19 protein-coding genes and 1 tRNA gene are annotated in these 22609 nt (G+C 55.9%); 13 read left to right on the top strand and 7 right to left on the bottom strand.

Annotation, left to right across the window (positions count from 1 at the left end; genetic code table 11):
- Positions 1–179: 179 nt before the first annotated feature.
- From HP566_RS00645 to HP566_RS00625, 5 genes are read right to left on the bottom strand one after another with little or no spacing between them, the layout of a single operon-like run.
- Positions 180–1370 carry an acetyl-CoA C-acyltransferase gene (locus tag HP566_RS00645; protein WP_249975314.1) on the bottom strand — a complete coding sequence of 397 codons (1191 nt, stop codon included), beginning with the start codon at positions 1368–1370 and terminating at the stop codon, positions 180–182.
- Positions 1367–2650: an ArgE/DapE family deacylase gene (locus tag HP566_RS00640; RefSeq protein ID WP_249975313.1), complete on the bottom strand. Its 1284-nt coding sequence runs from the start codon at positions 2648–2650 to the stop codon at positions 1367–1369. Before HP566_RS00640 ends, HP566_RS00645 begins: the two co-directional genes overlap by 4 nt.
- Positions 2650–3303: a 3-oxoacid CoA-transferase subunit B gene (locus HP566_RS00635; protein WP_249975312.1), complete on the bottom strand. Its 654-nt coding sequence runs from the start codon at positions 3301–3303 to the stop codon at positions 2650–2652. Before HP566_RS00635 ends, HP566_RS00640 begins: the two co-directional genes overlap by 1 nt.
- Complete coding sequence (locus HP566_RS00630) at positions 3293–3994, bottom strand: CoA transferase subunit A (protein WP_249975311.1); 702 nt, start codon at positions 3992–3994, stop codon at positions 3293–3295. Before HP566_RS00630 ends, HP566_RS00635 begins: the two co-directional genes overlap by 11 nt.
- 5 nt (positions 3995–3999) lie before the next feature.
- Positions 4000–5361, bottom strand: a complete 1362-nt coding sequence (locus tag HP566_RS00625; RefSeq protein WP_249975310.1) for an aspartate aminotransferase family protein — start codon at positions 5359–5361, stop codon at positions 4000–4002.
- A gap of 109 nt (positions 5362–5470) precedes the next feature.
- Between HP566_RS00625 and HP566_RS00620 the strand changes: the two genes are divergently transcribed.
- The 10 genes from HP566_RS00620 to HP566_RS00575 all read left to right on the top strand — a co-directional run bounded on the left by HP566_RS00620 (position 5471) and on the right by HP566_RS00575 (position 19090).
- Positions 5471–6376: a LysR family transcriptional regulator gene (locus HP566_RS00620; protein ID WP_249975309.1), complete on the top strand. Its 906-nt coding sequence runs from the start codon at positions 5471–5473 to the stop codon at positions 6374–6376.
- A gap of 176 nt (positions 6377–6552) precedes the next feature.
- Positions 6553–6888: a hypothetical protein gene (locus HP566_RS00615; protein WP_249975308.1), complete on the top strand. Its 336-nt coding sequence runs from the start codon at positions 6553–6555 to the stop codon at positions 6886–6888.
- A 288-nt stretch (positions 6889–7176) separates the two neighbouring features.
- Entirely contained in the window at positions 7177–9027 is a 1851-nt protein-coding gene (locus HP566_RS00610; protein ID WP_249975307.1) for a dipeptide ABC transporter ATP-binding protein, read from the top strand.
- 93 nt (positions 9028–9120) lie between these two features.
- Positions 9121–10650, top strand: a complete 1530-nt coding sequence (locus HP566_RS00605; RefSeq protein ID WP_249975306.1) for an ABC transporter substrate-binding protein — start codon at positions 9121–9123, stop codon at positions 10648–10650.
- Positions 10651–10732: 82 nt separating this feature from the next.
- Complete coding sequence (locus tag HP566_RS00600) at positions 10733–11656, top strand: ABC transporter permease (RefSeq protein ID WP_249975305.1); 924 nt, start codon at positions 10733–10735, stop codon at positions 11654–11656.
- A gap of 2 nt (positions 11657–11658) precedes the next feature.
- Positions 11659–12513 carry an ABC transporter permease gene (locus tag HP566_RS00595; RefSeq protein WP_249975304.1) on the top strand — a complete coding sequence of 285 codons (855 nt, stop codon included), beginning with the start codon at positions 11659–11661 and terminating at the stop codon, positions 12511–12513.
- Between the two features lie 5 nt (positions 12514–12518).
- The gene (locus tag HP566_RS00590) at positions 12519–14294 is read left to right on the top strand and encodes a peptidase M14 (protein WP_249975303.1); all 1776 of its coding nucleotides are present in this window, start codon (positions 12519–12521) and stop codon (positions 14292–14294) included.
- A gap of 42 nt (positions 14295–14336) precedes the next feature.
- Entirely contained in the window at positions 14337–16022 is a 1686-nt protein-coding gene (locus tag HP566_RS00585) for a VRR-NUC domain-containing protein (protein ID WP_249975302.1), read from the top strand.
- On the top strand, positions 16019–18289 hold the full coding sequence (locus tag HP566_RS00580; RefSeq protein WP_249975301.1) for an ATP-dependent DNA helicase: 2271 nt from the start codon (positions 16019–16021) through the stop codon (positions 18287–18289). Before HP566_RS00585 ends, HP566_RS00580 begins: the two co-directional genes overlap by 4 nt.
- Before the next feature lie 18 nt (positions 18290–18307).
- Positions 18308–19090 (top strand): sulfite exporter TauE/SafE family protein, encoded by a 783-nt coding sequence (locus HP566_RS00575; protein WP_249975300.1) that lies wholly within the window; start codon positions 18308–18310, stop codon positions 19088–19090.
- Between the two features lie 68 nt (positions 19091–19158).
- On the opposite strand, the gene HP566_RS00570 is transcribed toward HP566_RS00575, so the two are convergent.
- A tRNA-Pro gene (locus tag HP566_RS00570) sits at positions 19159–19235 on the bottom strand.
- A 101-nt stretch (positions 19236–19336) separates the two neighbouring features.
- Positions 19337–20341 carry an octaprenyl diphosphate synthase gene (ispB, locus tag HP566_RS00565; protein WP_249975299.1) on the bottom strand — a complete coding sequence of 335 codons (1005 nt, stop codon included), beginning with the start codon at positions 20339–20341 and terminating at the stop codon, positions 19337–19339.
- 304 nt (positions 20342–20645) lie between these two features.
- Here ispB and rplU point away from each other — a divergent pair, with 304 nt between their 5' ends.
- From rplU to cgtA, 3 genes are all read left to right on the top strand, one after another.
- Positions 20646–20957 (top strand): 50S ribosomal protein L21, encoded by a 312-nt coding sequence (gene rplU / locus HP566_RS00560; RefSeq protein WP_139527921.1) that lies wholly within the window; start codon positions 20646–20648, stop codon positions 20955–20957.
- Between the two features lie 31 nt (positions 20958–20988).
- Positions 20989–21246: a 50S ribosomal protein L27 gene (gene rpmA / locus HP566_RS00555; RefSeq protein ID WP_249975298.1), complete on the top strand. Its 258-nt coding sequence runs from the start codon at positions 20989–20991 to the stop codon at positions 21244–21246.
- 145 nt (positions 21247–21391) lie between these two features.
- Entirely contained in the window at positions 21392–22579 is a 1188-nt protein-coding gene (cgtA, locus tag HP566_RS00550; protein WP_249975297.1) for an Obg family GTPase CgtA, read from the top strand.
- Positions 22580–22609: the final 30 nt, after the last annotated feature.

Genomic DNA, 22609 nt, shown 5'->3' with positions numbered 1-22609 from the left:
TGAGTAGTGGTTTGGCTGATTAGGGTTGCTTTGTGTCTATCGGGGCATACCTCCTGTATTTGGAAAGTTTAAGTGAAGACTGGTTATACATTTGGGCTGTCCTCGTCTAGGAGTGCGAGGCTTTAACACTCTGTTTTACTTGTCGCACAATGTTGAGAGCAGTGGATCCCATAAAGGCATTAGCAGCGTTCCAAAATGATGGCGATGCCTTGCCCGCCGCCAATGCAGGCCGCTGCGCAGCCGTAGCGCTGCTGGCGGGATTGAAGAAGTCGGCCAAGCGTGCCTGCGAGTCGGATGCCGGTAGCGCCAAGCGGGTGCCCCAGTGCTATGGCGCCCCCCCAGATATTGACGCTCTCGGGGTCAATCAAAAGCGCACCCATGGCATGTAGCGGCACGGCGGCGAAGGCTTCGTTGATTTCCCACACGGCAATTTCTTGAGGTATTAGCTGCGCCTGTTTTAGCGCGCACCGGATGGCGGCAGCGGCACCGGCACCCATCTCCTCAGGCATAACGCCGCGATCAGCGACGGCCACGATACGCGCCAATGGGGTAATGTCATGCTGGCGCAGGGCAGGCTCTGACATCAGTAGTGTGGCAGCGGCACCGGAGGTCAGCGGAGAGCTATTACCAGCGGTCACTACGCCGCCTTTCATAAATACCGGCTCCAGCCCCGCAAGGCGCTCGGCGCTGGTATCGGTGCGAATATTGCTGTCCGTGCTGACCGGATCGCCCGCCGCGTTATTAAGGGGTAGGCGCTCAGGATCAAAGTGGCCCGCTGAGTCAGCATTGGCCGCGCGCTGGTGGGAGTTGAGGGCGAGGGCATCCATGGCCTCACGGGAAATACCGGCCGCCTTGGCCAATCGCTCGGCGGTCAGCCCCATATTGAGCACTATGTCCAGTGCCAGCCAGTCAGCTTTGTGCAGCGCTTGAGGGCTGGTCAGCACACCTTCCTTAAACAGTGCCGGACCCATGGGAACACGAGTCATGTTTTCCACGCCGCCTGCCATGCCAACCTCGACAGCACCCACCTGGATTTCCCGTGCGGTGTTGCGCAGTGCGGCAAGGCCGGATCCACATTGCTGATCAATCTGGCGGGTGGCACATGCCTGGCCCCGGGGGCCCAAGCGCTCAGCAAGCCACAGCGGGTAGCGCCCGCCAAAGCTCCACTGCTCTTTCACCGGCAGGGCGCAGCCAATGCTCAGGTCTTCCACCACCGTGCCGTCAACGCCGCTACGTGCTAATAAGCCATCGAGCACGCTGGCCAGCAGGGTATCGCTGCGGGTATCGGCCCAGGCATCGACCTCGGGTTTGTGGGGGTGCGCGCGGCTGAAGGCGCTACGCGCATAGTCGGCGAGATACACGTCTCTCATGAGTGGGGCTCCTGGTTTTCTGCCATGCGTGCCCAGCGGTGGATGAACAGGGCATAGGTGGTGAGCACGTGACGGATTGAGTCGATGTCAACGCACTCGTCCACGCCATGAATGCGCTGGGCAATCGGGCCATAGCAGGTACCGTTGATCTCACCACTAACGTGAAAGGCCCGCAGGTCGGTGGTGCAGGTGGACACATAATGGGCAGGTGGTTCGCCCAGCAGTGCTTCGTGGCACTCTGAGAGGAGTCGGATACCTGGGGTGTTGAGGTCGACCACATGCCCTTCGGAACGGAAGCCGTGGAAACTCACTCTGGGCGGAGGCGTGGCATCGTCAAGCTCGGTGTGGCGAGCCATCAGGGTATCGCGAACCCGCTGCATGGCGTCATCCGGCGACATGCCGGGCGGGAAACCAATACGCCCTTCAAGAATGGCGTGGGCAGGTACGCTGGAGGCCCAGTTACCCGCATCCACACGGCCAACGCTAAGGTTGAACGGGTGAGGGTGGTCGGCATACAGCGTAGGGCGGGGCAGGCCATTCATCTCTGCTTCCAGTGCTTTCAGCGCCGGTAAATATTGCGGCAGGGATTCAATCGCATTACATCCAGCCGAGGTATCCAGAACGTGGGCGGGTACTCCATCGAGACGCATTCGGAACCACAGGACGCCCACCTGTCCGGCGTAGATATGAGCGCCGAACGGCTCAGGTATCAGTACGAAATCACCGCTAAGGCCTTGATGCAGGCAGGCCAGCGCGCCATTACCGGTGCACTCTTCTTCAATGACGATTTGCAGAGTGAGAGGGAAGCTGATCTCAACCCCTGCCTGACGCACAGCCTCAACCGCCATCACCATGGCAGCAATACCCGCTTTCATATCGCCGGCTCCACGGCCATATAGCCAGCCATCTTTTTGCCAGGGCTCCCAAGGAGGGCGCGTCCACATATCGATGGGTTCGGCGGGTACCACATCTAGATGGCCGTTGAACACCAAGTGCGGCCCTGGCGCGCCGGGGTTAAGGTCTGAAATGACATTGTAGCGGCCCGCGCTGGGCCACTCAGTGGGGGCGCGATGGGGGTGCTTATCAAAGCCTGGAGCATCCAGTGGCACACGGGTCACCGGCAGGCCCAGACGTTCAAGGTGGCGCTCCATGGTGTCCAGAGCCACCTGTTCCTGGCCAAGTACGCTATAGCCACGCACCAGGTCACTGGTCAGTTCCAGGGTGTCGTCCATCAGGGCATTGCAGCAGGCAATGATGCGTTTTTCGCTAGCGTCGAGCATCAGAATCTCCCTAGACGTGATTCATCGATCAGCAGCGTGGCATTGGTAGCCTCGCGCAGCGCCTCAATGCCCAATCCTTCAGCGACCTCCACTACTTCAAGCCCTGCCGGGGTCACGTCCATAACCGCTTTTTCGGTGATAATACGAGCCACACAGCGGCTGGCGGTCAGGGGTAACTGGCAGCGGGTGAGAATCTTGGGGTTGCCGTGTTTGTCGTTGTGTGAACACAGCACCACCAGCCTCGCTACCTTCTGGGCCAGCTCCATGGCTCCGCCAATCCCCGGAGAAAACTTGCCGGGAATTTTCCAGTTGGCCAGATTGCCCTCTTGATCCACCTCGAAAGCTCCCATAAAGGTGACATCGATACGACTGCGGCGGATCATTGCAAAGGACATGGCGCTATCAAACACGCTGGCACCCGCACGGGTAGCGATGTAAGCCCCGCCGGAGTCGATCATGTCGCTATCTGGCAATTCGCCTTCTTGCCGTGGGCGGCAGCCCAGCACGCCGTTTTCGGAATGCACCAATACATTCATGTCATCGGGCAGATAGTGGAACAAACGTGTTGGCAGCCCGATACCCAGATTGACGATCTGTCCGTCGGTGACTTCCCGGGCAGCGCGGGTCAATATTCGCTGCTGATCAGAGATCATGGAGGCAAGCTCCTTGCTGGCTGGAAGCGTGATCAACCTGCACCACGTGGCTGATAAAGGCACACGGGGTGTGAATGGTGTCGATAGGCAGGTTGCCTGGGGTGTCGATACGGTAGGTCTGCGCAATGACCCGCTCAGCGGCCATGGCCATCAAGGGGTTGAAGTTGCTTGCCGTGGCGCGATAGATCAGGTTGCCATAGCGGTCGGCACGCTCGGCGTGAACCAGGGCAACATCGGCCTGTAGCGCAGGTTCGATAGCCCATGTGCCACCCTCTAGATTGATTTCATGACGACCTTCGGCAATTTCCGTGCTTATCCCGATATCGGTGAGAAAGCCGCCGTGGCCTACTCCGGCACAGCGAATTTTTTCTGCCAACAGTCCCTGGGGATGAAACGTGACCTCTATCTCGCCGCTATTCATGGCTTCAATGGCCGTTCGGTTCAGGCCTAGGTGAGAGGTAATCAGGCGTTTCACGCGGCCTGCCTCAATCAGCTTTCCAATGCCAATCCCCGGTTCATTGGCATCGTTTTTAATTAGCGTAAGGTTGCGTTGGCCGCTGGCGAGCAAGGCGTCGAGCAACGCAAATGGTGTGCCCGGCGAGCCAAAGCCGCCGACCATAATGGTGGCACCATCAGAGATATTGGCCATGGCCGCGTCAAGGTCACAGACTTTCTGGTTCAGCAGCGTCATGGCGTTCAGCTCTCTCGGGTGGATTGTGTGTACCGGACAGAAGACGTGGTAAGTGCTTGATCAAAACGCGCCATGGCGCGCTCCAGGCGTTCCAGCAGGGTGTCGACTTCCTGGGCCTGAATGGTCAGCGGCGGGCAGACCAGGAAGTGGTCGCCGGCAATGCCATCCAGGGTGCGGCGGGGGTAGATCAGCAGGCCTTCCTGTTTGGCCAATGCCGTGATCTGGGCGAAACGGTTTTGTTCGGCAGGGAAGGGCTGGCGTGAAGTACTATCAGCGACCAGCTCGATACCCCATAACAGGCCTGTGCCACGCACATGACCGACCCAGTCGTAGCGCTCGGCAAGCTGCCGCAACCCGGCTTCCAACTGCGCACCGCGCTGGCGGGTATTTTGCAGTAGGTTGTCGCGTATAATGGCCTCGATCACTGCCAGACCGGTGGCACAGGCCAATGGATTGCCAGCATAGGTGTGGCCGTGTAGGAAGCCTCCGCTGGCCATAACTGCCGCGACGATAGAGCTACGGGCGAGCATCGCGCCAATCGGGTAGTAGCCAGCGCCCAATCCTTTCGCAGTGACCAGAATGTCCGGCACCACATCGTAATGCTGGCAGGCGAACCAAGTGCCTGTACGACCAATGCCAGTGAGGACTTCATCGGCAATCAGCAGGCAACCAAATTCATCGCACAGGGCACGGATGCCCTGCAGGTAACGCTTTCCTAACAACCGTGCGCCCGTGCTGGCACCACCTATCGGCTCCAGTACAAAACCAATCAGAGATTCAGGCCCGGCGGATTCCATGGCTGCGCGGGTTTCTGCCAGCACACGGTCGACGTGGGTATCGTCATTACTATCCTGATGACGATAGTAATCTGGTCCCGGCACTTTGATGGAAGCGTGTGTCATGCTGGTGAAAGGCGCTTCCAAGGGGTGATAGCCGGTCATGCCCAGTGCTCCCATGGTGCTGCCGTGGTAAGAAGGGCGCAGCGAAACGAACCGCTGGCGCTGGGGCTGGCCCAAAGCGAAAAAGTATTGCCGCGCCAGTTTGATAGCAGACTCCACCGCCTCGGAGCCGCTGGAGATGAAAAACACTTTGCCCAGTTCAGCGTCAAACAGCTCGACCAGTTGGTTGCCAAGCGCAATGGCGGGGGGGCTCTCAAACTGAGTGCGATAGGTGAAGGCTACCTTGCCCATCTGGGCGAGCATGGCATCACGAATATCCTGACGGCCATGACCCAGGTTGCAAGAGATGGCCCCGGAACAGCCATCCAGATAATCGTTGCCCTGGGTATCCCAGAGCATGACGCCATCAGCATGGCTGACCTCCGGCAGGACAGGGCCTGCCTGGTAGAACAGCGGAGAGTCGGTCATCAGGTTTTCCGTCTTTATGGTGTGGTGAAAAATCGCTCTTGCAGTCTAGGTAGGCTTGTTACTATATTTCAATATATGATCGTTTTTCTAATATCAATGAGTAAAAATCATGCCTGAGGTAACCATTAACTCGTTGAAAGCATTAGCAACTTTTAAGACACTGTACGAAGTGGGGAGCGCTTCAGGTACTGCACGCCTTCTCGGCATGACGCAATCGGGGGTGAGTCGCTCGCTGGCACAGCTTGAAGAGAATCTGGGGATTCAACTCTTTCTGCGTGAAAAGAACCGTTTGCTAGCAACGCCTGAAGCACGCGAGCTATACGATGAAATTCTAAGGCTGATGGGAAATATTGAAGAGTTGCGCCATAGCGTGCTGGCGCTTAAGGAGTTCGGCACATCACGTTTGAGGATTGCAGCGATTCCTGGGCTATGTTTCGGTTTTGTGCCTCAGGTGGTGGCAGCATTACTGGCTGACAATAGCCGGATAAGTATTAGCCTGGATATGATGTCGAGCCACGATGTGCAGAGCGCGGTGGAGTCAAGCCATGCTGATATTGGCTTTATCACGTTGCCAGCCACTTCGCCCCAGCTGTTCACAGAAACGCTGCTGGTAACAGAAGCGGTGGCGCTAGTGCCAGAAAAGCTTGAGTTAGCCAAACATGACATCATTGAAGTCAGCGACTTGCGTGGTCAGCATTTGGTTATCAGCAATCAGCCAAGTATCAGCACGAATCCGCTGCTGGAACTGGTGGCCGAGCACGGTGTAAAAATTGCCGGTAAAACGGAAGCCAATATCGGTACTATCAGTGCGTTGGTGGCCAACGATGTCGGCGTAACAGTGATTAACCCCATTACTGCGAAAGATCAGCTTTCTCAATACAGCCGTGTCAAGGTGCTTCCGTTCGTTCCTGCATTGTCGTTTGGTTTTGGAATTGTGTATCGCCCAGAGTGGCATGAGTCTAAAGTGTTGGCTTCTCTTAAGCGAAAAGCGAAAGAGACGCTGATGAATTACTGACGTTTAAAAATCATTTTAAGCGATTAGCAGGTATAGTATGAGCTAGGCGTTTCGGTGCAGCGCAGCTGGCAAAAGGTGACAGTTATCTCAAAATCGGGCAGTCTTACGTCCTTTTCGCTTAGTGTCACCCTCGGGTGCGCTCGCTCAATTATTAACCGCTCAGCATGGAGTGCAGTTTGGCCGTTTACGGCGGTATTCAGGCGCATGAATTGGAGCGTTGGTTAAATGCATTAACCAACGCGGCCTACGATCGACGCTGTCCACTTTCCAAGGTGCACGGTGGGAATGCCCGTGCTCGCACCGCCCGCCAGAATTTATTACTGCTCGCCCACGACTTTCGTGGTGGCCAGCTAACCCGTGAAGAGAGCGCCGCTGCCCTTGGCCACTGGTGCCAGCACTGTCTCACAGAAGCGGAATGGTATCTGCTGGCTGGCACGCGTCAAGTGCCCGTTCAGCCTCAAAATGAAGAAGAAAGGGGCTTTACCGTGCTAAAGCAGCATCGGGTGGGATAGGTGATGGGGTTACTTCGATAGTCAGTCATCGTCATGAAATAGCGGAATAAAAAAACTCCCTTCCCTATAGGGAGTTTTTTGTGTCCAGCATAATTGCCCGTGCGTCAAAAACTATATCGGCAGTAGAGATGAGTGGGCGCTGATTAATGATGGGTTGACAAAAGTCGAACATGATAAGTAGTTTGAATCGACCCGCTATACAACACGACTAATGGTTTAGGCAGGCTCTAGGCAGCAAGCTTCAAGCATAAAGAGAACGCTGCCCATAAGTAGGGAGCATGGCAACTTGTGACAACGACACCCGCGCTATCAGTTCGCTCCTTGAGCGTTAACTTTGGTTCCAATCGAGTGGTTAAGAACCTCAGTTTTGAGGTTTATCCGGGAAAAACAACGGCTATTGTCGGTGAGTCCGGTTCGGGTAAATCGGTGACTTCTCTGGCCATCATGCGCTTGGTTGAGTACATGAACGCTGAGATTACCGAGGGATCAATTCTTTTCCACCGCGATGCCCATGGCGATGTGCAAGATCTTACCCAGCTTTCTGATAAGGCGATGCGCAAGATACGTGGTAAGGATATTGCCATGATCTTTCAGGAGCCGATGACCTCGCTAAATCCCGTTTATACGATCGGCGATCAGATCACTGAAGTGCTGGTGTTACACGAAAAGCACACTCAGGCTTCGGCCCGAGCTGAAGCAGTAAAACTGTTGAAGCTGGTGCGCCTGGCCGATGCTGAAGCGCTATTAAAACGCTACCCTCACCAGTTGTCAGGCGGCATGCGCCAGCGGGTGATGATTGCCATGGCGCTGGCGTGCCGTCCTAAGGTGCTAGTAGCGGATGAGCCCACGACGGCGCTCGACGTAACAATCCAGGCCCAAATTCTCACCATCATGCGCGACCTGCAGCAGGAACTGGGGATGGCGGTTATCTTCATCACCCATGATATGGGGGTGGTAGCCGAAATGGCTGATCAAGTGGTAGTCATGCGCCATGGCGAAAAGGTTGAGGAAGCAGCGGTAGAGGAGATATTCGCCCGCCCCCAGCATCCCTATACTCAAGCGCTGTTAGCGGCGGTGCCTAAGCTTGGGAGTATGCAGGGTGAAGATCTGCCTCGTATGGAGCCTTTAGTCGAACTGAAGGGTGATATTACACATACGCGTGGTGAAAGCCGACGGCAGGATACCGCCAAACTTGATGTCACTCCCGTTGTAGAAGTAGAAAACCTGGTCACTCGTTTCGATATCCGTAAAGGCTTTTTTGGCGGCATCAGTCATCGCGTACATGCGGTTGAGAACGTTAGTTTTACTATTTTTCCCGGTGAAACCTTGGCGCTGGTGGGGGAGTCCGGCTCTGGAAAATCAACTATTGGACGCACCATTCAACAGCTTCAGGAAAGCACCAGCGGTACGGTACGTTTTGGTGGTAAGGCTGTTGCTGATATGTCGCGGGCAGAAAAGATGCGCCTGCGTCAAGAGATTCAGTACATCTTTCAAGACCCGTTTGCCTCGCTGGATCCACGCAAGACGGTCGGGTTTTCGATAGCTGAGCCTATCCGCACGCATGGTCTGCTGCACGGTTCCAAGGCGATACGGCAACGTATTGATCAACTGTTGGAGCGTGTTGGCTTAAGCGCGGATCAGGCTGAACGTTACCCCCATGAGTTTTCCGGAGGCCAGCGCCAGCGCATCTGTATCGCTCGCGCTTTGGCATCTAAGCCCAAGTTAATCATTGCCGATGAAGCGTTATCGGCACTTGATGTCTCTATTCAGGCACAGATCATTCATCTATTGATGGAGCTGCAACAGGACGAAGGTTTAGCCTATCTGTTCATTAGCCACGACATGGCAGTAGTGGAAAAAATGAGCCACCGCGTGGCGGTTTTACACCTTGGCCAAGTGGTAGAGCTGGGCTCGCGTCGAGCGGTGTTTGATACTCCTCACCATGCTTACACCCGGAAGCTTTTGAGTGCGGTGCCCGTGGCTGACCCCTCCCAGCGGCGAGAGCGTGTATTGCTACAGGGCGATATTCTTAGCCCCATTCGTAAAGTGGGTGACGAGCCCGAGCATTTGTTGTTAAAGCAGGTGGCTGAAGGGCATTTTGCCGCCCAAGAGGCCAGCGGGCATCGTTTGGTGTCGTAACCGATTGCCTAACCAATAGCACTATGTGACTCAAAAGCGCCTTGCTCATCATCCGATAGCAAGGCTGGTGATAAAAAACAGGAGTGAACACCCATGCAAAGAACCAAACGTGTGCTCAGTGGTGCCATCGCAGGGTTGGCTCTGAGCGTTGCCTTCTCCACCTCCGCCCAGGCTGGTTCGTTAACGATCGCCTCACCCCAGGACCCGGGTAGCTGGGACCCTATCGATACGTTCCTGGTCAACTGGGCTGCCGTGGCCACCAATATTTTTGATGGCTTGACCTATCGCGGCCCTGATATGGAGTTGGTGCCCGGTCTTGCCACTGAGTGGGAGGAGTTGGATGACGGTACGCGGATTCGTTTTATCCTGCGCGAGGGGGTTACCTTTCACAACGGAGAGGCTTTTAATGCCGAGGCGGTCAAGTTCACGTTTGATCGGTTGTTAGGTGATGCTGGTGCCCAAGGTCCGCAGCGCTCAAACTACACGGCTATCGACAGTGTCGAAGTCATTGATGATTATACTGTCGATTTCCATCTTAGCGAGCCTGACCCGGTGCTACTGACAAAGCTGGCGGGTTATGGTGCGATGATTGTGCCGCCGGAGTATCTGGCCGAGCATGGCGATGAACACTTCAATACGCATCCGGTAGGCACTGGACCCTTCAGAGTAGTGGCCTATACTCCTCGTGAGAATGTAAAGCTGGAAGCATATGCTGACCATTGGGGAGGCGCGCCAAAGCTTGACGAAGTCACGTACCGCTTTATCTCCGAACCCTCCACCGCGGTGGCTGAATTGCAGGCTGGGCGTGTCGATATCGTTATCCCTCCGACGATTCCCATTGGCATGATCGACACGATTAATAATCACGCCCATGCTAGCGTTGTTAGTGTGCCTTCCCCGACCGTTGAAGCGATTCGCTTTAACACCCAGTCAGGCATTACCGCCGATGAGCGGGTCAGAAAAGCACTGATTATGGCGGTGGATCGCCAAGCCATTATCGACTCCATTCTGGCTGGAGAGGGCGAAATGATCGCCAGCTTCCAGGGAGCCCAGTCGTTTGGCAATGACCCGGATATGCAACCGTTGCCCTTTGATCCTCAGCAGGCTCGCCAATTGCTGGACGAGGCTGGTATTGGGCCAGGAGCCACGGTACAGATTGATGTGCGCGGCAATGATTCCACCTTCGGTGAAGTCGCCCAGGTAGTCGCGTCTTACCTGCAAGGGGTCGGTATTACGGTCTCTATCCAGCCTTATGAAACCAATGTGCTGCTCAATGACATCATTCCGGCGGGGCGTACCGGGGAGATGTTTCAGCAGAAATGGGGAGGCTGGACATTTGATTTCGATAATACCGCCTATCTGATGTATCACACTGGCGAACGCTGGAATCCCTACGACAGTGATGCAGAGCTTGATGAGATGCTCCAGGCCCAGCGTAGCATTACCGATCCAGATGAGCGCGAAGCGCTGCTCCAGGCCATTGCGCGTTATACCCAGGATCGCGCTCTGGAAATGCCGCTATATAGCATTAATGCCCTGTATGGTGTACGTGACCGAGTGCAGAACTTTGAGCCCGCCCCGGATAACCGGATGCGCTTAACCGACGTGGATGTTACTGACTGACAGCCGTGTAATCCGGCCGCTTGAACACATAGCGGCTGGAGCTTCATATCAGCGTTACAGGCTGAAGAGCGAAGAGGTCATCGTGGCAAAGTTTCTTCTATATCGAGTTCTGCAAGCCATCTTTGTGGTGATAGCCGTAACGCTGATTGTCTCCTTTGCGATCCGGCTAACCGGTGATCCCGCGGTGATGCTTGCTCAAGGAGCGGGCAGTATTACTGAAGCGGATCTAAACAGGATTCGTGAAGCGCTAGGCTTGAATCAATCGTTTTTGGCCCAGTACATCGGCTTCCTGCGTGGCTTGGTGGTAGGTGATTTTGGCCGTAGTTTTATGGGTGGTACTCCGGTGAGCGATCTGATTGGACGCGCTTTACCAGCCACCTTGGCGTTAGCTTTCGCCTCGCTATTTGTATCTATCGTCGTATCGATACCACTGGGTATTAAGGCGGCCGTATCGCGGGGCAGGTGGCCAGATCAAATGATTAGGGTTTTTTCTCTGATTGGCCTCTCTTTTCCTAATTTTTGGCTGGCTATTATGCTGGTGCTGCTACTTTCAATCACTTTCAATTTATTGCCGCCGAGTGGTATGGAGGGGTTCTCCAGCTTTATTATGCCCGCCGCCACAATGGGGATTATCCTAACCGCGACGAACGTGCGCTTAGTGCGAACCACCATGTTGGACACCTTACGCTCGCAGTACATTATGGTGGCACGAGCAAAAGGTCTTTCCAACACTGTTGTACTTTACAAGCACGCACTGCGTAACTGCTCTATTCCATTGATTACTTATTTCGGTTTGCAGTTTGGTGGATTGCTTGGCGGCATCGTCGTTGTGGAGCGAGTATTTAATTGGCCTGGTTTAGGCACCTTGGCGTTTGAAGCCGTGTCGGCACGGGACTATCCCGTCTTGCAGGGCGTTATCACCGTGCTCTCGTTAATGATCATCTCTATCAACCTTCTCGTTGATATCGCTTATGGCTTGGTCGACCCCAGAGTGCGCAAGGAATAACCATGACGGCAGCTATCAAAACCAATAAGTTGAAACGCTTCAAAAACCTGGAATTCATCCTGGGTGTACTGCTCATCGGCGGTATCGGCCTGGCCGTCATCTTCTCTGGCTGGCTGTTTCCTGGCGGTGGGTCTGAGCTGAACTTGGCCTACCGGCTAACGCCACCCCTGGTAGAGCCCAGTTTTCCACTGGGGACTGATCCGCTGGGCCGCGATGTTCTGGCCCGGGTCATTATTGGCGGGGAGATCTCATTAAAAGTGGGGGTTTACTCAGCCCTGGGAGCGGTCGTCATTGGCATCTTTATGGGCTTGGTGGCCGGCTATTATGGTGGATTCCTGGATATGATCGTTATGCGTTTTGCCGATGTGCAGCTCGCGCTCCCCTTTATCCTGCTGGCCATCACCTTTATCGCTGTGATTGGTGGCGGCCTGACCAATATGATTATCCTGCTGATTATTTCCCAGTGGGTGCAGTACGCACGATTGGTCAGGGGGTCGGTACTTTCATTGCGTGATCGTGAGTTCATTCTGGCGGCCAAAGCGATCGGGGTAAAGGATGTGCGTATCCTCTTCCAACACCTGTTGCCTAACTTAATTGGTCCGGTCATCGTGCTAATGACCTTGAATGTGGCCAACAATATTCTATTGGAAAGCAGTCTGACGTTTCTGGGGCTTGGCGTAGATCCTGTGATTCCCAGCTGGGGTGGTATGCTGGCAGAGGGGCGGACTTATCTGCAAACAGCATGGTGGGTCAGTGTCTTTCCTGGCCTGGCCATTCTATTAACCGTGCTGGGGTTGAACCTGCTCGGTGACTGGTTACGCGATGTTCTTGATCCTACTGGACGCACTTCCTTATGAGTATCATGAACCCTTCCCAAGGTGAGACGCTGCTAGAGCGCTCCTTCCCGCGCACCACCCGCACCCTACTGGATACCTACGCCACCTCGAACTATCAGGGCTACCAGTTGGAGGCGTGGGTATTTGATGATCAAGCCGAGCGCCAGGCAACGGAAGTGGCCTTCGAAGCCGTGGGTATCAGCGCGCGCATACGCAGTGCCTATAAGCCTCTGGTGCATTTCTTCTTAGAGGAGTTTGACTGGACCTCTTTGCAGTCGTTGGTGATTGAGTACCCGGTGCCACCGCTGGCGCCGCGCCGTTTTCTCCTTGAGGCTTATCCGCTGGCGGCGCTGCTGCCCGAAGGCGTGACGCTTCACTGGGAGGGCATCGCGTCTCCTACCTTCGAGCCTAGCCATGATCCCTGCCACTATCGCGTCCGGGTGGAGCGCAGTACAGGGCAGAGGGAGAACTATGTCGTGGTGGCGCCTAACCGACATCACCAGGATCATGTGGGCGAGGCACAGTTCTCACCCTGCGGTTGGCTGAGGCTGATCTCCACCCAGGGGGAGGTCAGTGAGTCGAAGGTCGAGACGGACTATGAAGCGCTTTTCCAGGCTGCCATGGACACAGTATCTTCAGCGTCGTGGCCGCCAGCATCGCCCTATTTTGAAGAGCTCAATGTCAGTGTCACTCTGCCTTGCGCTGATCGCCGCTTGGCATGGGATGACGAGCACATCAGCCTTGCCGAAGCGCTCCATGAGGAACTCTATTTCTCCACCCTGGAGTATTTCCAGCACCGTGAGGGTTTAGCGCTGGGTGATCGTTCGATTCAGCCGGGGCAGATTGTGCCGGAAGTGTTAACCCAGGGCGATGAGCCACATATCAAAATAGGCATGCGGGCTTTGAGTGTGCAGCAGCCTCAACGCGCACAGGTTACCCTGGATGCCGCCCAACAGGCGATAGATGTTGCGCAAATAGAGCAGTTGCTGGCCCAACTGGGCGGGCAAGCGCTACACGCCACCACCCGGGCGGGAAGAGTGGTAGAGGCACGCTATCTGAGCGGCTGTGATCGTGCAGTGATTATCAGCGCCGGCCAGCATGCCAACGAAACATCGGGTGTGGTCGGTGCCCTGCGCGCTGCCCAAACACTCAGCTGCCAGCCAGAAGCTCACTTTGTCATCTCACCGCTTGAGAACCCGGATGGCTACGCGCTGCAGGGTAGACTAGTCACTACTCAGCCGCGACATATGCATCATGCGGCACGCTATACCGCCTTTGGCAATGACCTGCAGAGTCAGCCCCTGGGCCAACCTTTCGAACACGCCATACGTGAACAGGCTTTTGCGGCCAGCAATGCCGGGTTACATATCAATTTACATGGTTATCCGGCCCATGAATGGACACGGCCCTTAAACGGCTACGTGCCCCGTGGCTTTGAAATGTGGACGATTCCCAAAGGCTTCTTTTTGATCTTAAGGCATCAGCCAGGTTGGGAGGCAGCAGCCGTGCAACTGGTCGAGGCCGTTACCCAGCAGCTGGCCCAAGTGCCAGGACTGGTCGCATTCAACGATGCTCAAATCGCGCTATTTGAAACCCATGCAGGGGCACTGACCTTCCCGGTGTTGAACGGTTTCCCCTATCTGATCTTGGAAGATGCCAGCCAGCTAACGCCACTGATGTTGATTACCGAATACCCAGATGAAACGGTAACCGGTGATGCATTTTTACAAGCGCATACTGCTCAAAGGGCAACAGTAATAGCGGCCTATAACGCCTTTCAAACGCTTACCCTGGATAGTTAAACACACATGACGTCTGCACTGATGCACTGTTATAATGGATAAATGAACAGTGCTTATGAAACACCTACCGCCTCCCTGGATGATCCTTTCTATTACCTGACGAATTTTCGTTATGTATTGGCGTGGGTAGAAGCCCGCCACGGTGACCTGCTAAGTGCTGAAGAGCGTGACTTTATCCGTCACTTCGAGATGTTATCGCGCGCTTCCCAGGCACTACTGGTGCGTATGGTGATGCGTAAAGGTGAGCTGTTTCGACTGGATAAACTGACGTATGGGGAGATTGGTGGTGCCGAGCAGGCTTTGGCACCTCTGGTTGCGCTTTGCTGGGTAGATAGCGCGCCGTTGTTAAGCCGTCGTGAGCTATTTCGCCTATTGCGGCTAAGTGAGCTGCGCCAGGCGTTGGCAGACGAAATCAGCAACGCTGGCCTAACGATCAACAGCACTAAAGCTGCGCTTCAAGTGGCACTGGAGGAATCGTTAAAAGAGTCAGTGGCCCTTCAGCAGTGGTGGCCAACGGCCACCACGCAAATTGTACGACTAACAGTGATGGAGATCTGTGATCGCCTGAGACTGATGTTTTTTGGCAACCTACGCCAGGACTGGGCAGAGTTTGTGTTGACCGAGCTTGGCCTGCAACGTTTTGAACAGGTGCCGCTAACCGCTGAGTCGCGGGCGTTTCAGCAGCGTGACGAGGTAGATACCTATATGGTGCTACACCGCTTGCGAGAACGCCTGGACGATGGCGAACCCCTGCAGGCGCTGTATGCCCAGTTGCCGCCTGCTTCACCAAACCGTTGGCTAGACGCCCGGCGAGCACGGCTGGTGCTGGCCATGGCAAGAGACGCTGAGCGGAGTGGAGAAGCAGAGCTGGCGTTAACCCTTTATGCGGCCGCTGACAGCAGCGAGGCTCGTATTCGCCGGTTGCGACTGCTGGAGCGTATGGGGGATTACCAAACGGCGTACCACCTTGCGCATAAGGCCCTGGCAGCAGGGCCATGCGAGAGTGAAGCGCAGGCCCTGGCGCGGTTGCTACCGCGCATGGAGAGGAGGCTCGGGCTGCCCCTTGCGGCACGGGAAAAACCAGCCGAGGCTCCCAGCCAGGTGCTGATGTTACCCGGCCCGCGACCGGTAGAGTGCGCAGCTGCCGAGCACCTTGCGACCCCCGCTGCACCGGTCTTCTATGTTGAAAACAGCCTGTTGACCAGCCTTTTTGGTTTGCTCTTCTGGCCCGCTATTTTCAAACCGCTACCGGGAGCATTTTTTCATCCGTTTCACAGTGGGCCTGCGGATCTATTCCGTGAGGATTTTGTGCACCGGCGCCAAGCCGATATTGATGCTTGTCTGCTGCAGTTGGAGAACGGTCGTTATCGTCATTCGATACAAGCCACCTGGCACGCCAAACAGGGCATCACGTCGCCATTTGTACATTGGGGAATCGTCAGTGAAGAACTCCTGTTACTGGCCCTGGAGTGTCTGCCACCTGCGCATTTGCGCGCCTGTTTTGAGCGGCTACTGGCAGATCTGAAACAGAACCGTGCGGGGTTGCCGGACCTGATCCAATTCATGCCAGATGCGCCTCCCGGTAAGCCCCGCTACCGGATGATTGAGGTTAAAGGACCTGGCGACCGTCTACAGGATAACCAGCGCCGCTGGATCGCGTTTTTCGCCCACCACCAAATGCCTGTTGAGGTGTGTTATGTGCGCTGGCAGTCAGTAGAGGGTATATGAACCGCTATCGGGTGGCGGTGCGTACGCTGTGCGACTTCACCGCGCGGGAGGGGGACCTTGACTATCGGTTCACCCCCGCTCCCAGTGCTCAGGAAGGGATGGAAGGGCACGCTCTGGTGGCCAGCCGACGTGGTGGGGGCTATCTAACGGAGCTGCCACTATCAGGTGTCTATAAACATCTTGATGTGGTGGGGCGGGCCGATGGTTTTGCGCCAGAGGCCAACTGCCTTGAAGAGGTGAAAACCCACCGGGGCAGCCTTGACCGCATGGCGGCGAACCAACGGGCGCTGCACTGGGCGCAGGTAAAGGTGTACGGTGCACTGCTGTGTGCCGAGCGCGGCCTGCAGCGGCTGACGCTGGTGCTGGTTTATCTGGAGATAGCCAGTGGCCAGGAAACCCTGCTGACCCAGGAAATAAGCGCCGCTGAGCTACAGGCGTTTTTTGCGGATCAGTGCGAGCGCTTTTTGGCCTGGGCGGACCAGGAAACTCACCATCGCCAGCGGCGCGATGACGCTTTGACCGACTTGATATTTCCCTATCCTGATTTTCGCCCTGGGCAGCGGACGCTGGCCGAGGATGTGTACAAAACGGCCAGTACCGGACGTTGTTTGCTTGCCCAGGCACCTACAGGCATAGGGAAGACCCTGGGAACGCTGTTTCCCATGCTCTCCGCGATGCCCCGCCAGCGACTCGACCGGGTGGCCTTCCTGACCATGAAGACCCCAGGCCGTCGTCTGGCCCTGAGTGCGCTGGAAAGCCTGGATACGCAACGTAGGCCGCTGCGGGTGCTGGAGCTTGTCGCGCGTGATAAGGCCTGCGAATACCCAGGAACTGCCTGCCAGGGTGAAACCTGTCCCCTTGCCGCCGGATTTTACGACCGCCTGTCAGCCGCCCGGCAGGCAGCGGTGGAGTGTGGTTGGCTTGACCGTGAAGCGCTGCGTGAGGTGGCGTTGACGCATCAGGTTTGCCCCTACTATTTAGGCCAGGAGCTGGCTCGCTGGGCGGATGTGGTGGTGGGTGATGTGAACCACTGGTTTGATAGCCATGCGTTACTACACGGTCTGACCCAGGCTAATGATTGGCGGGTAGGCCTATTGGTAGATGAGGCGCATAACCTGGTAGAGCGGGCACGGGGTATGTACAGCGCCGAGCTGCACCAGCAGCGCTTAAATCGTCTGCGCCGTAATGCCCCGTCTGCGCTTGCCAAGCCGCTGGCAGCGCTAGGCAGGCAGTGGCAGTTGCTCAATAAAGAGGTGCCGACCAGCACGGCGCCAGACCATTACCACCTGCTCGATAGGTTGCCCACCAAACTGGTATCTGCGCTGCACAATGTCTCTGTAGCCATTACCAATTACCTGGTGGAGCATCCTCAGGCGGCCAGCCTGGAGCTTCAAGAGCAACTGTTTGAAGCCCTGGCGTTCTGCCGCTTGGCGGAGCGGTTTGGTGAGCATTCCCTCTGTGACCTGGCCTGCCCACGCCGGGGGCAGTCGGTGTTGGGAATACGCAACGTTATCCCGGCTGACTTTATTGGGCCACGCTTTAAGGCTGCGCATAGCACCGTACTGTTTTCGGCAACCTTAACTCCCGCGCACTATTACGGCGACTTGCTGGGCCTGCCAGACAACGGCGTATGGCGGGAAGTGGCATCGCCCTTTGCTGCACGGCAGTTGGAGGTGAGGGTCTGTACGGATATTTCCACGCGCTATCATCATCGCCAGGCCTCAATTAGACCGATCGTGGCGGTGTTGGCTAACCAGTATCAGGCTAGGCCGGGCCACTATCTGGCCTTTTTCAGTAGTTTTGCCTACCTGGAATCAGTGCTGGAGCAGTTTCAGCAATCACACCCCGAGGTGCCGGTCTTTGCACAAACTCGGGGCATGCAGGAGCAAGAGCGCGATGCATTTCTGGCCCGCTTCATCCCCGGCGGAAAAGGTATTGGCTTTGCGGTATTGGGAGGTGCCTTTGCTGAGGGGATCGACCTGCCTGGTGATCGACTGATAGGGGCGTTTATCGCCACGCTGGGTTTACCGCCGTTCAACGCCTTTAATGAAGCATTGAAGGTTCGCATGGAAGCCCGTTTCGGTCAGGGAGATGCCTACACCTACCGCATTCCAGGAATGATCAAAGTGGTTCAAGCCGCCGGACGGGTAATCCGAAGCCCCGAAGACGAAGGGGTTGTGGTATTAATGGATGACCGTTTTGCCCAGGCCAAGGTACGTGCATTGCTGCCAAGCTGGTGGGCCTTGGGCAGCCTCACCCAACAATAAGGACCTGCAAGCGAGCCAATGACGGATCTACTCTGGTACCAGTATCTTCTTATCGGGCTAATCTTTGCCTGGAGCGGCTTTGTCAGAACCAGTTTGGGGTTTGGTGGCGCGGTGCTGGCGTTACCTTTCCTGCTGTTGGTAGCCAACGAGCCGCTTGTCTTCCTGCCCATTATTGCCATTCACCTGCTGATTTTTTCCAGCTGGATAGCCTGGAATGGACACCGCCAACTGCAGAGAGAGGGCGGTGGAAGTTCCCAGATTGAGAGCAATATCGATTGGGGCTATCTGTTTAAAGCCCTGAAAATAATGATTATTCCCAAGCTGATCGGTGTGGTGGGGTTGCTAACGTTGCCCGCTACCGTGATGACCAGCATTATTTTCGGCATTGTCATCATCTACGCTATTAGTTATGTGCTTAACAAGCCCTTTAGAAGCAAAAACAAGTACATTGATTACGTACTGCTGGCGCTGGGAGGTTATGTTAGCGGCACCTCGTTAATCGGTGCGCCGCTTATTGTCGCGGTGTTTGCTGCCCACGTGGCCAAAGAGCAGTTGCGGGATACCATGTTTGTGCTGTGGTTTATCCTGGTGGTGATCAAGATGGTCTCTTTCGTCATCGCCGGTGTTGACCTCCAGCTTATTCACCAGCTATGGCTGCTGCCCTGTGCATTTATCGGTCATTTACTGGGCGAAAAAGCCCACCGCTACATGCTGAAAGCGGATACCGGGCTGTTTTTCCGTGCCCTAGGGGTGGTGCTTATTCTGGTGAGTGTGGTGGGGCTAATTCATCCTCCTGGGTGAGGGGTTACAAACAAAAAACGGCCACTAGCTGATTTAGACTTAGCTAAGTGGCCGTTTTAATGAATTCTTGGTCGGAATAGCAGGATTCGAACCTACGACCTCTGCCTCCCGAAGGCAGCGCTCTACCAAGCTGAGCTATATTCCGAAGCGTGCTGAGTTGGTGCCCAACAACGGGTCGCATCATACTCAGATGATGCGTTTTTTTCAAGCCTCTTTTTGGCCTTTACGCTGTTGTAGCGTAAGGAATTACGCTTGGCGATCAACCGCTAAGCGGGCCAATTGAGCCATGCTGTCGCGGTAGGGGCTGGGTGGCAATAGATCCAGTTCGGCGAGTGCTTTATCGGCCATTTCCATTGCCCGTGCCCGGGTATACTCCAGCGCGCCGGTGGCGTTGATGATATCCAGCACTGCGTCAAGCTGTTCCAGGCCACCTTTACGAATCACCTGTCGGATCAATTTGGCCTGCTCTGGCGTACCGCGCTCCATGGCATGGATCAGAGGCAGGGTGGGCTTGCCTTCGGCGAGGTCGTCACCGACGTTTTTGCCCATCGCCTCGGCATCGCCCTGGTAATCCAACAGATCGTCGATTAACTGAAACGCTAATCCCAGGTAACGGCCATAGTGTTGCAATGCGCGCTCCTGCTCGGCAGTGGCATCCGCCAGCACCGCACCGCTATGGGAGGCCGCTTCAAACAGCATGGCGGTTTTACCTTGAATGGTTTCGAAATAGTCCGCTTCCGAAATATTGGGGTTACCGATATTGGTTAGCTGAAGGACTTCCCCTTCAGCGATGACGCAGGTGGCGCCGGACAGAATTGCCATGATGCGCATCGAGCCCACGTCCACCATCATCTGAAACGAGCGGGAGTAAAGAAAGTCACCCACCAGCACCGAAGGCGCATTGCCCCAGGCATCGTTGGCGGTTTTTTTGCCCCGCCGCATGTGGGATTCATCCACCACATCATCGTGCAGCAGGGTGGAGGTGTGCATAAATTCGATCAGCGTGGCCAGGGTAATATGTTTGTCGCCCGCATAGTCCAGGGATCGGGCAGCCAGCAGCACCAGTAATGGGCGCAGGCGCTTGCCACCGCTTTCAATAATGTATTGGCCGATGGTTTCCACCAGCGGCACCTTGGAGTTCAGTTGCTCCACAATCGTGTGGTTAACGGCGGCAAAGTCATCCGCCACCACGGCGTGCAGCGGTGAAGGCGTTGGGCTGGCAGGCTGGGCTGGGGAGACGTTGGCTGTCATGGGTTCCGTTCATCGCGGCAGGTGAAAGTGGCAGTGACCACCCTAAGTTTGGGTCATGCTATGGGGCTGCCTGTGAGGCGTCAAGACGCAGGTAGGCGTTCAGTGTTTCAATCGGCAATTGACAATACCCTATGCCCTTGTGGTAAGCGACGATAGTCGTTATAATCCGCGACCCACTCATCATGCTCCCTGTCAGATGGCTGCCAAAAGGGGCGCCACTCGCAGCAGGTCGATAAGAGCGGAAGGCGATGAGCGTTGGTTACGCGGGGCGTAACCGGCATTAACGACAAGTCCGGAGAGCGACATGTACGCAGTTATTAAAAGCGGTGGTAAGCAGTACCGCGTTCAAGAAGGTCAAACCCTCAAGCTCGAAAAAATCGAAGTCGCTACCGGCGAAACGATTGAGTTTGATGAAGTGCTGCTGGTAGCAGACGGCGATGATGTAAACGTTGGCGCCCCCCTGGTAAGTGGTGCCAAAGTTTCCGCGGAAGTCGTTTCCCACGGTCGTGGCGACAAAGTAACTATCATTAAATTCCGTCGCCGGAAGCACCACATGAAGCGTCAGGGCCACCGCCAGTGGTTCACTGAAGTCAAAATTACCGGAATTTCCGCGTAAGCGGCCAAATTCCCTTAAGGAGGATTTTGCAATGGCACATAAAAAGGCAGCCGGCTCCACGCGTAACGGTCGCGATTCCGAATCCAAACGCCTTGGTGTGAAACTCTACGGTGGCCAGGCGGCGACTGCGGGTAGCATCATTGTTCGTCAGCGTGGCACACGTTTCCATGCGGGCACTGGTGTTGGCCTGGGTCGCGACCACACGCTGTTCGCATTGAACGATGGCGTCGTGAAATTCGAGACCAAAGGTCCGAAGAACCGTAAATTCGTTAGCATCGTTTCTGCCTAAGCAACTGCTGTTGTTGCGCAGGACGAAGGTGACGAAAGAAAAAGCCCCGCCATGGCGGGGCTTTTTTGTCTTTTCGATCCCTTTTACCCGTTATCAACGGGTGGGATATTGCAGTTAGGGCGGCGGAAGCGGCCGGGAGAATCCAATGCAGTTCGTCGATGAAGCCTCGATTATTGTTGAGGCAGGTAAGGGCGGCAATGGCTGTCTGAGCTTTCGCCGCGAAAAATATGTGCCCAAAGGTGGCCCCGATGGTGGCGATGGTGGCCATGGGGGCAGTGTTTACCTGATTGGTGACGATGCGCTCAATACGCTGATCGACTTTAAGTACCAGCGTTTTTACAAGGCGGAAAATGGCCAGGGCGGCATGGGACGCCAAATGAGCGGTAAGGCCGGTGAAGACCTGCACGTTAAAGTGCCGGTGGGTACCACGGTGATTGATGAGGATACCCTTGAGGTGATCGCGGATGTCACCGATATTGGTCAGGTCGTACTGGTGGCAGAAGGTGGTCGCCGTGGACTGGGGAATATCCACTTTAAGTCCTCCACCAACCGCGCGCCCCGGCGTACTACGCCGGGTACCGAGGGCGACCGCCGTAATCTGCGCCTGGAAATGAAGGTGATGGCCGATGTAGGGCTGTTGGGCATGCCGAATGCGGGCAAGTCCACTCTGATTCGTTCTGTATCAGCGGCAAAGCCGAAAGTGGCGAACTACCCGTTTACTACCCTGGTGCCCAACCTGGGCGTTGTGAAGCTCGGTATGCATGAGCACTTTGTGATGGCCGATGTGCCGGGGCTAATTGAAGGCGCTTCCGATGGGGCTGGCCTGGGGCTGCGTTTCTTAAAGCACCTTACCCGCACACGGTTGCTGTTCCATGTCGTTGATGTGGCGCCGTTTGATGAATCCGATCCGGTAGAGGCCGCTCAGGCAATTATTCATGAGCTTGGCCAGTTCTCTCCCGCGCTTTCCGAGCGGCCACGTTGGTTGGTGCTGAATAAGTTCGACCTGCTGCCGGCAGATGAGCGCGAAGCGCGCGCCCAGGCAATTATCGATGCCTTAAACTGGGATGGCCCGGTGTTTCGTATTGCGGCCATTAGCAGCGAAGGCACCGACAAGCTGGTGCAGGCAGCGTACCGCTGGCTCACCGAGCAGCAGCGCCTGGAAAATGAAGATGAAGAAGCCCATGCCCGCGAGCAGGAAATGCGCCGTCGCATGGAAGAGGAGTCGGTGGCTCGTACCGAAGCCCGGCTTGGCCGTCGTCGTAAGCGTGATGACGAGGATGATGACGACTTCGACGATGATGATTATGACGTTGAAGTGGAGTACGCCCCGTAACAGGGGAACGGTTCAAGGCCACACTGCAGG

The sequence above is a fragment of the Vreelandella olivaria genome (assembly GCF_023507745.1).
GTDB lineage: Bacteria > Pseudomonadota > Gammaproteobacteria > Pseudomonadales > Halomonadaceae > Vreelandella > Vreelandella olivaria_A.
This window is presented reverse-complemented; position numbering and strand designations above follow the sequence as displayed.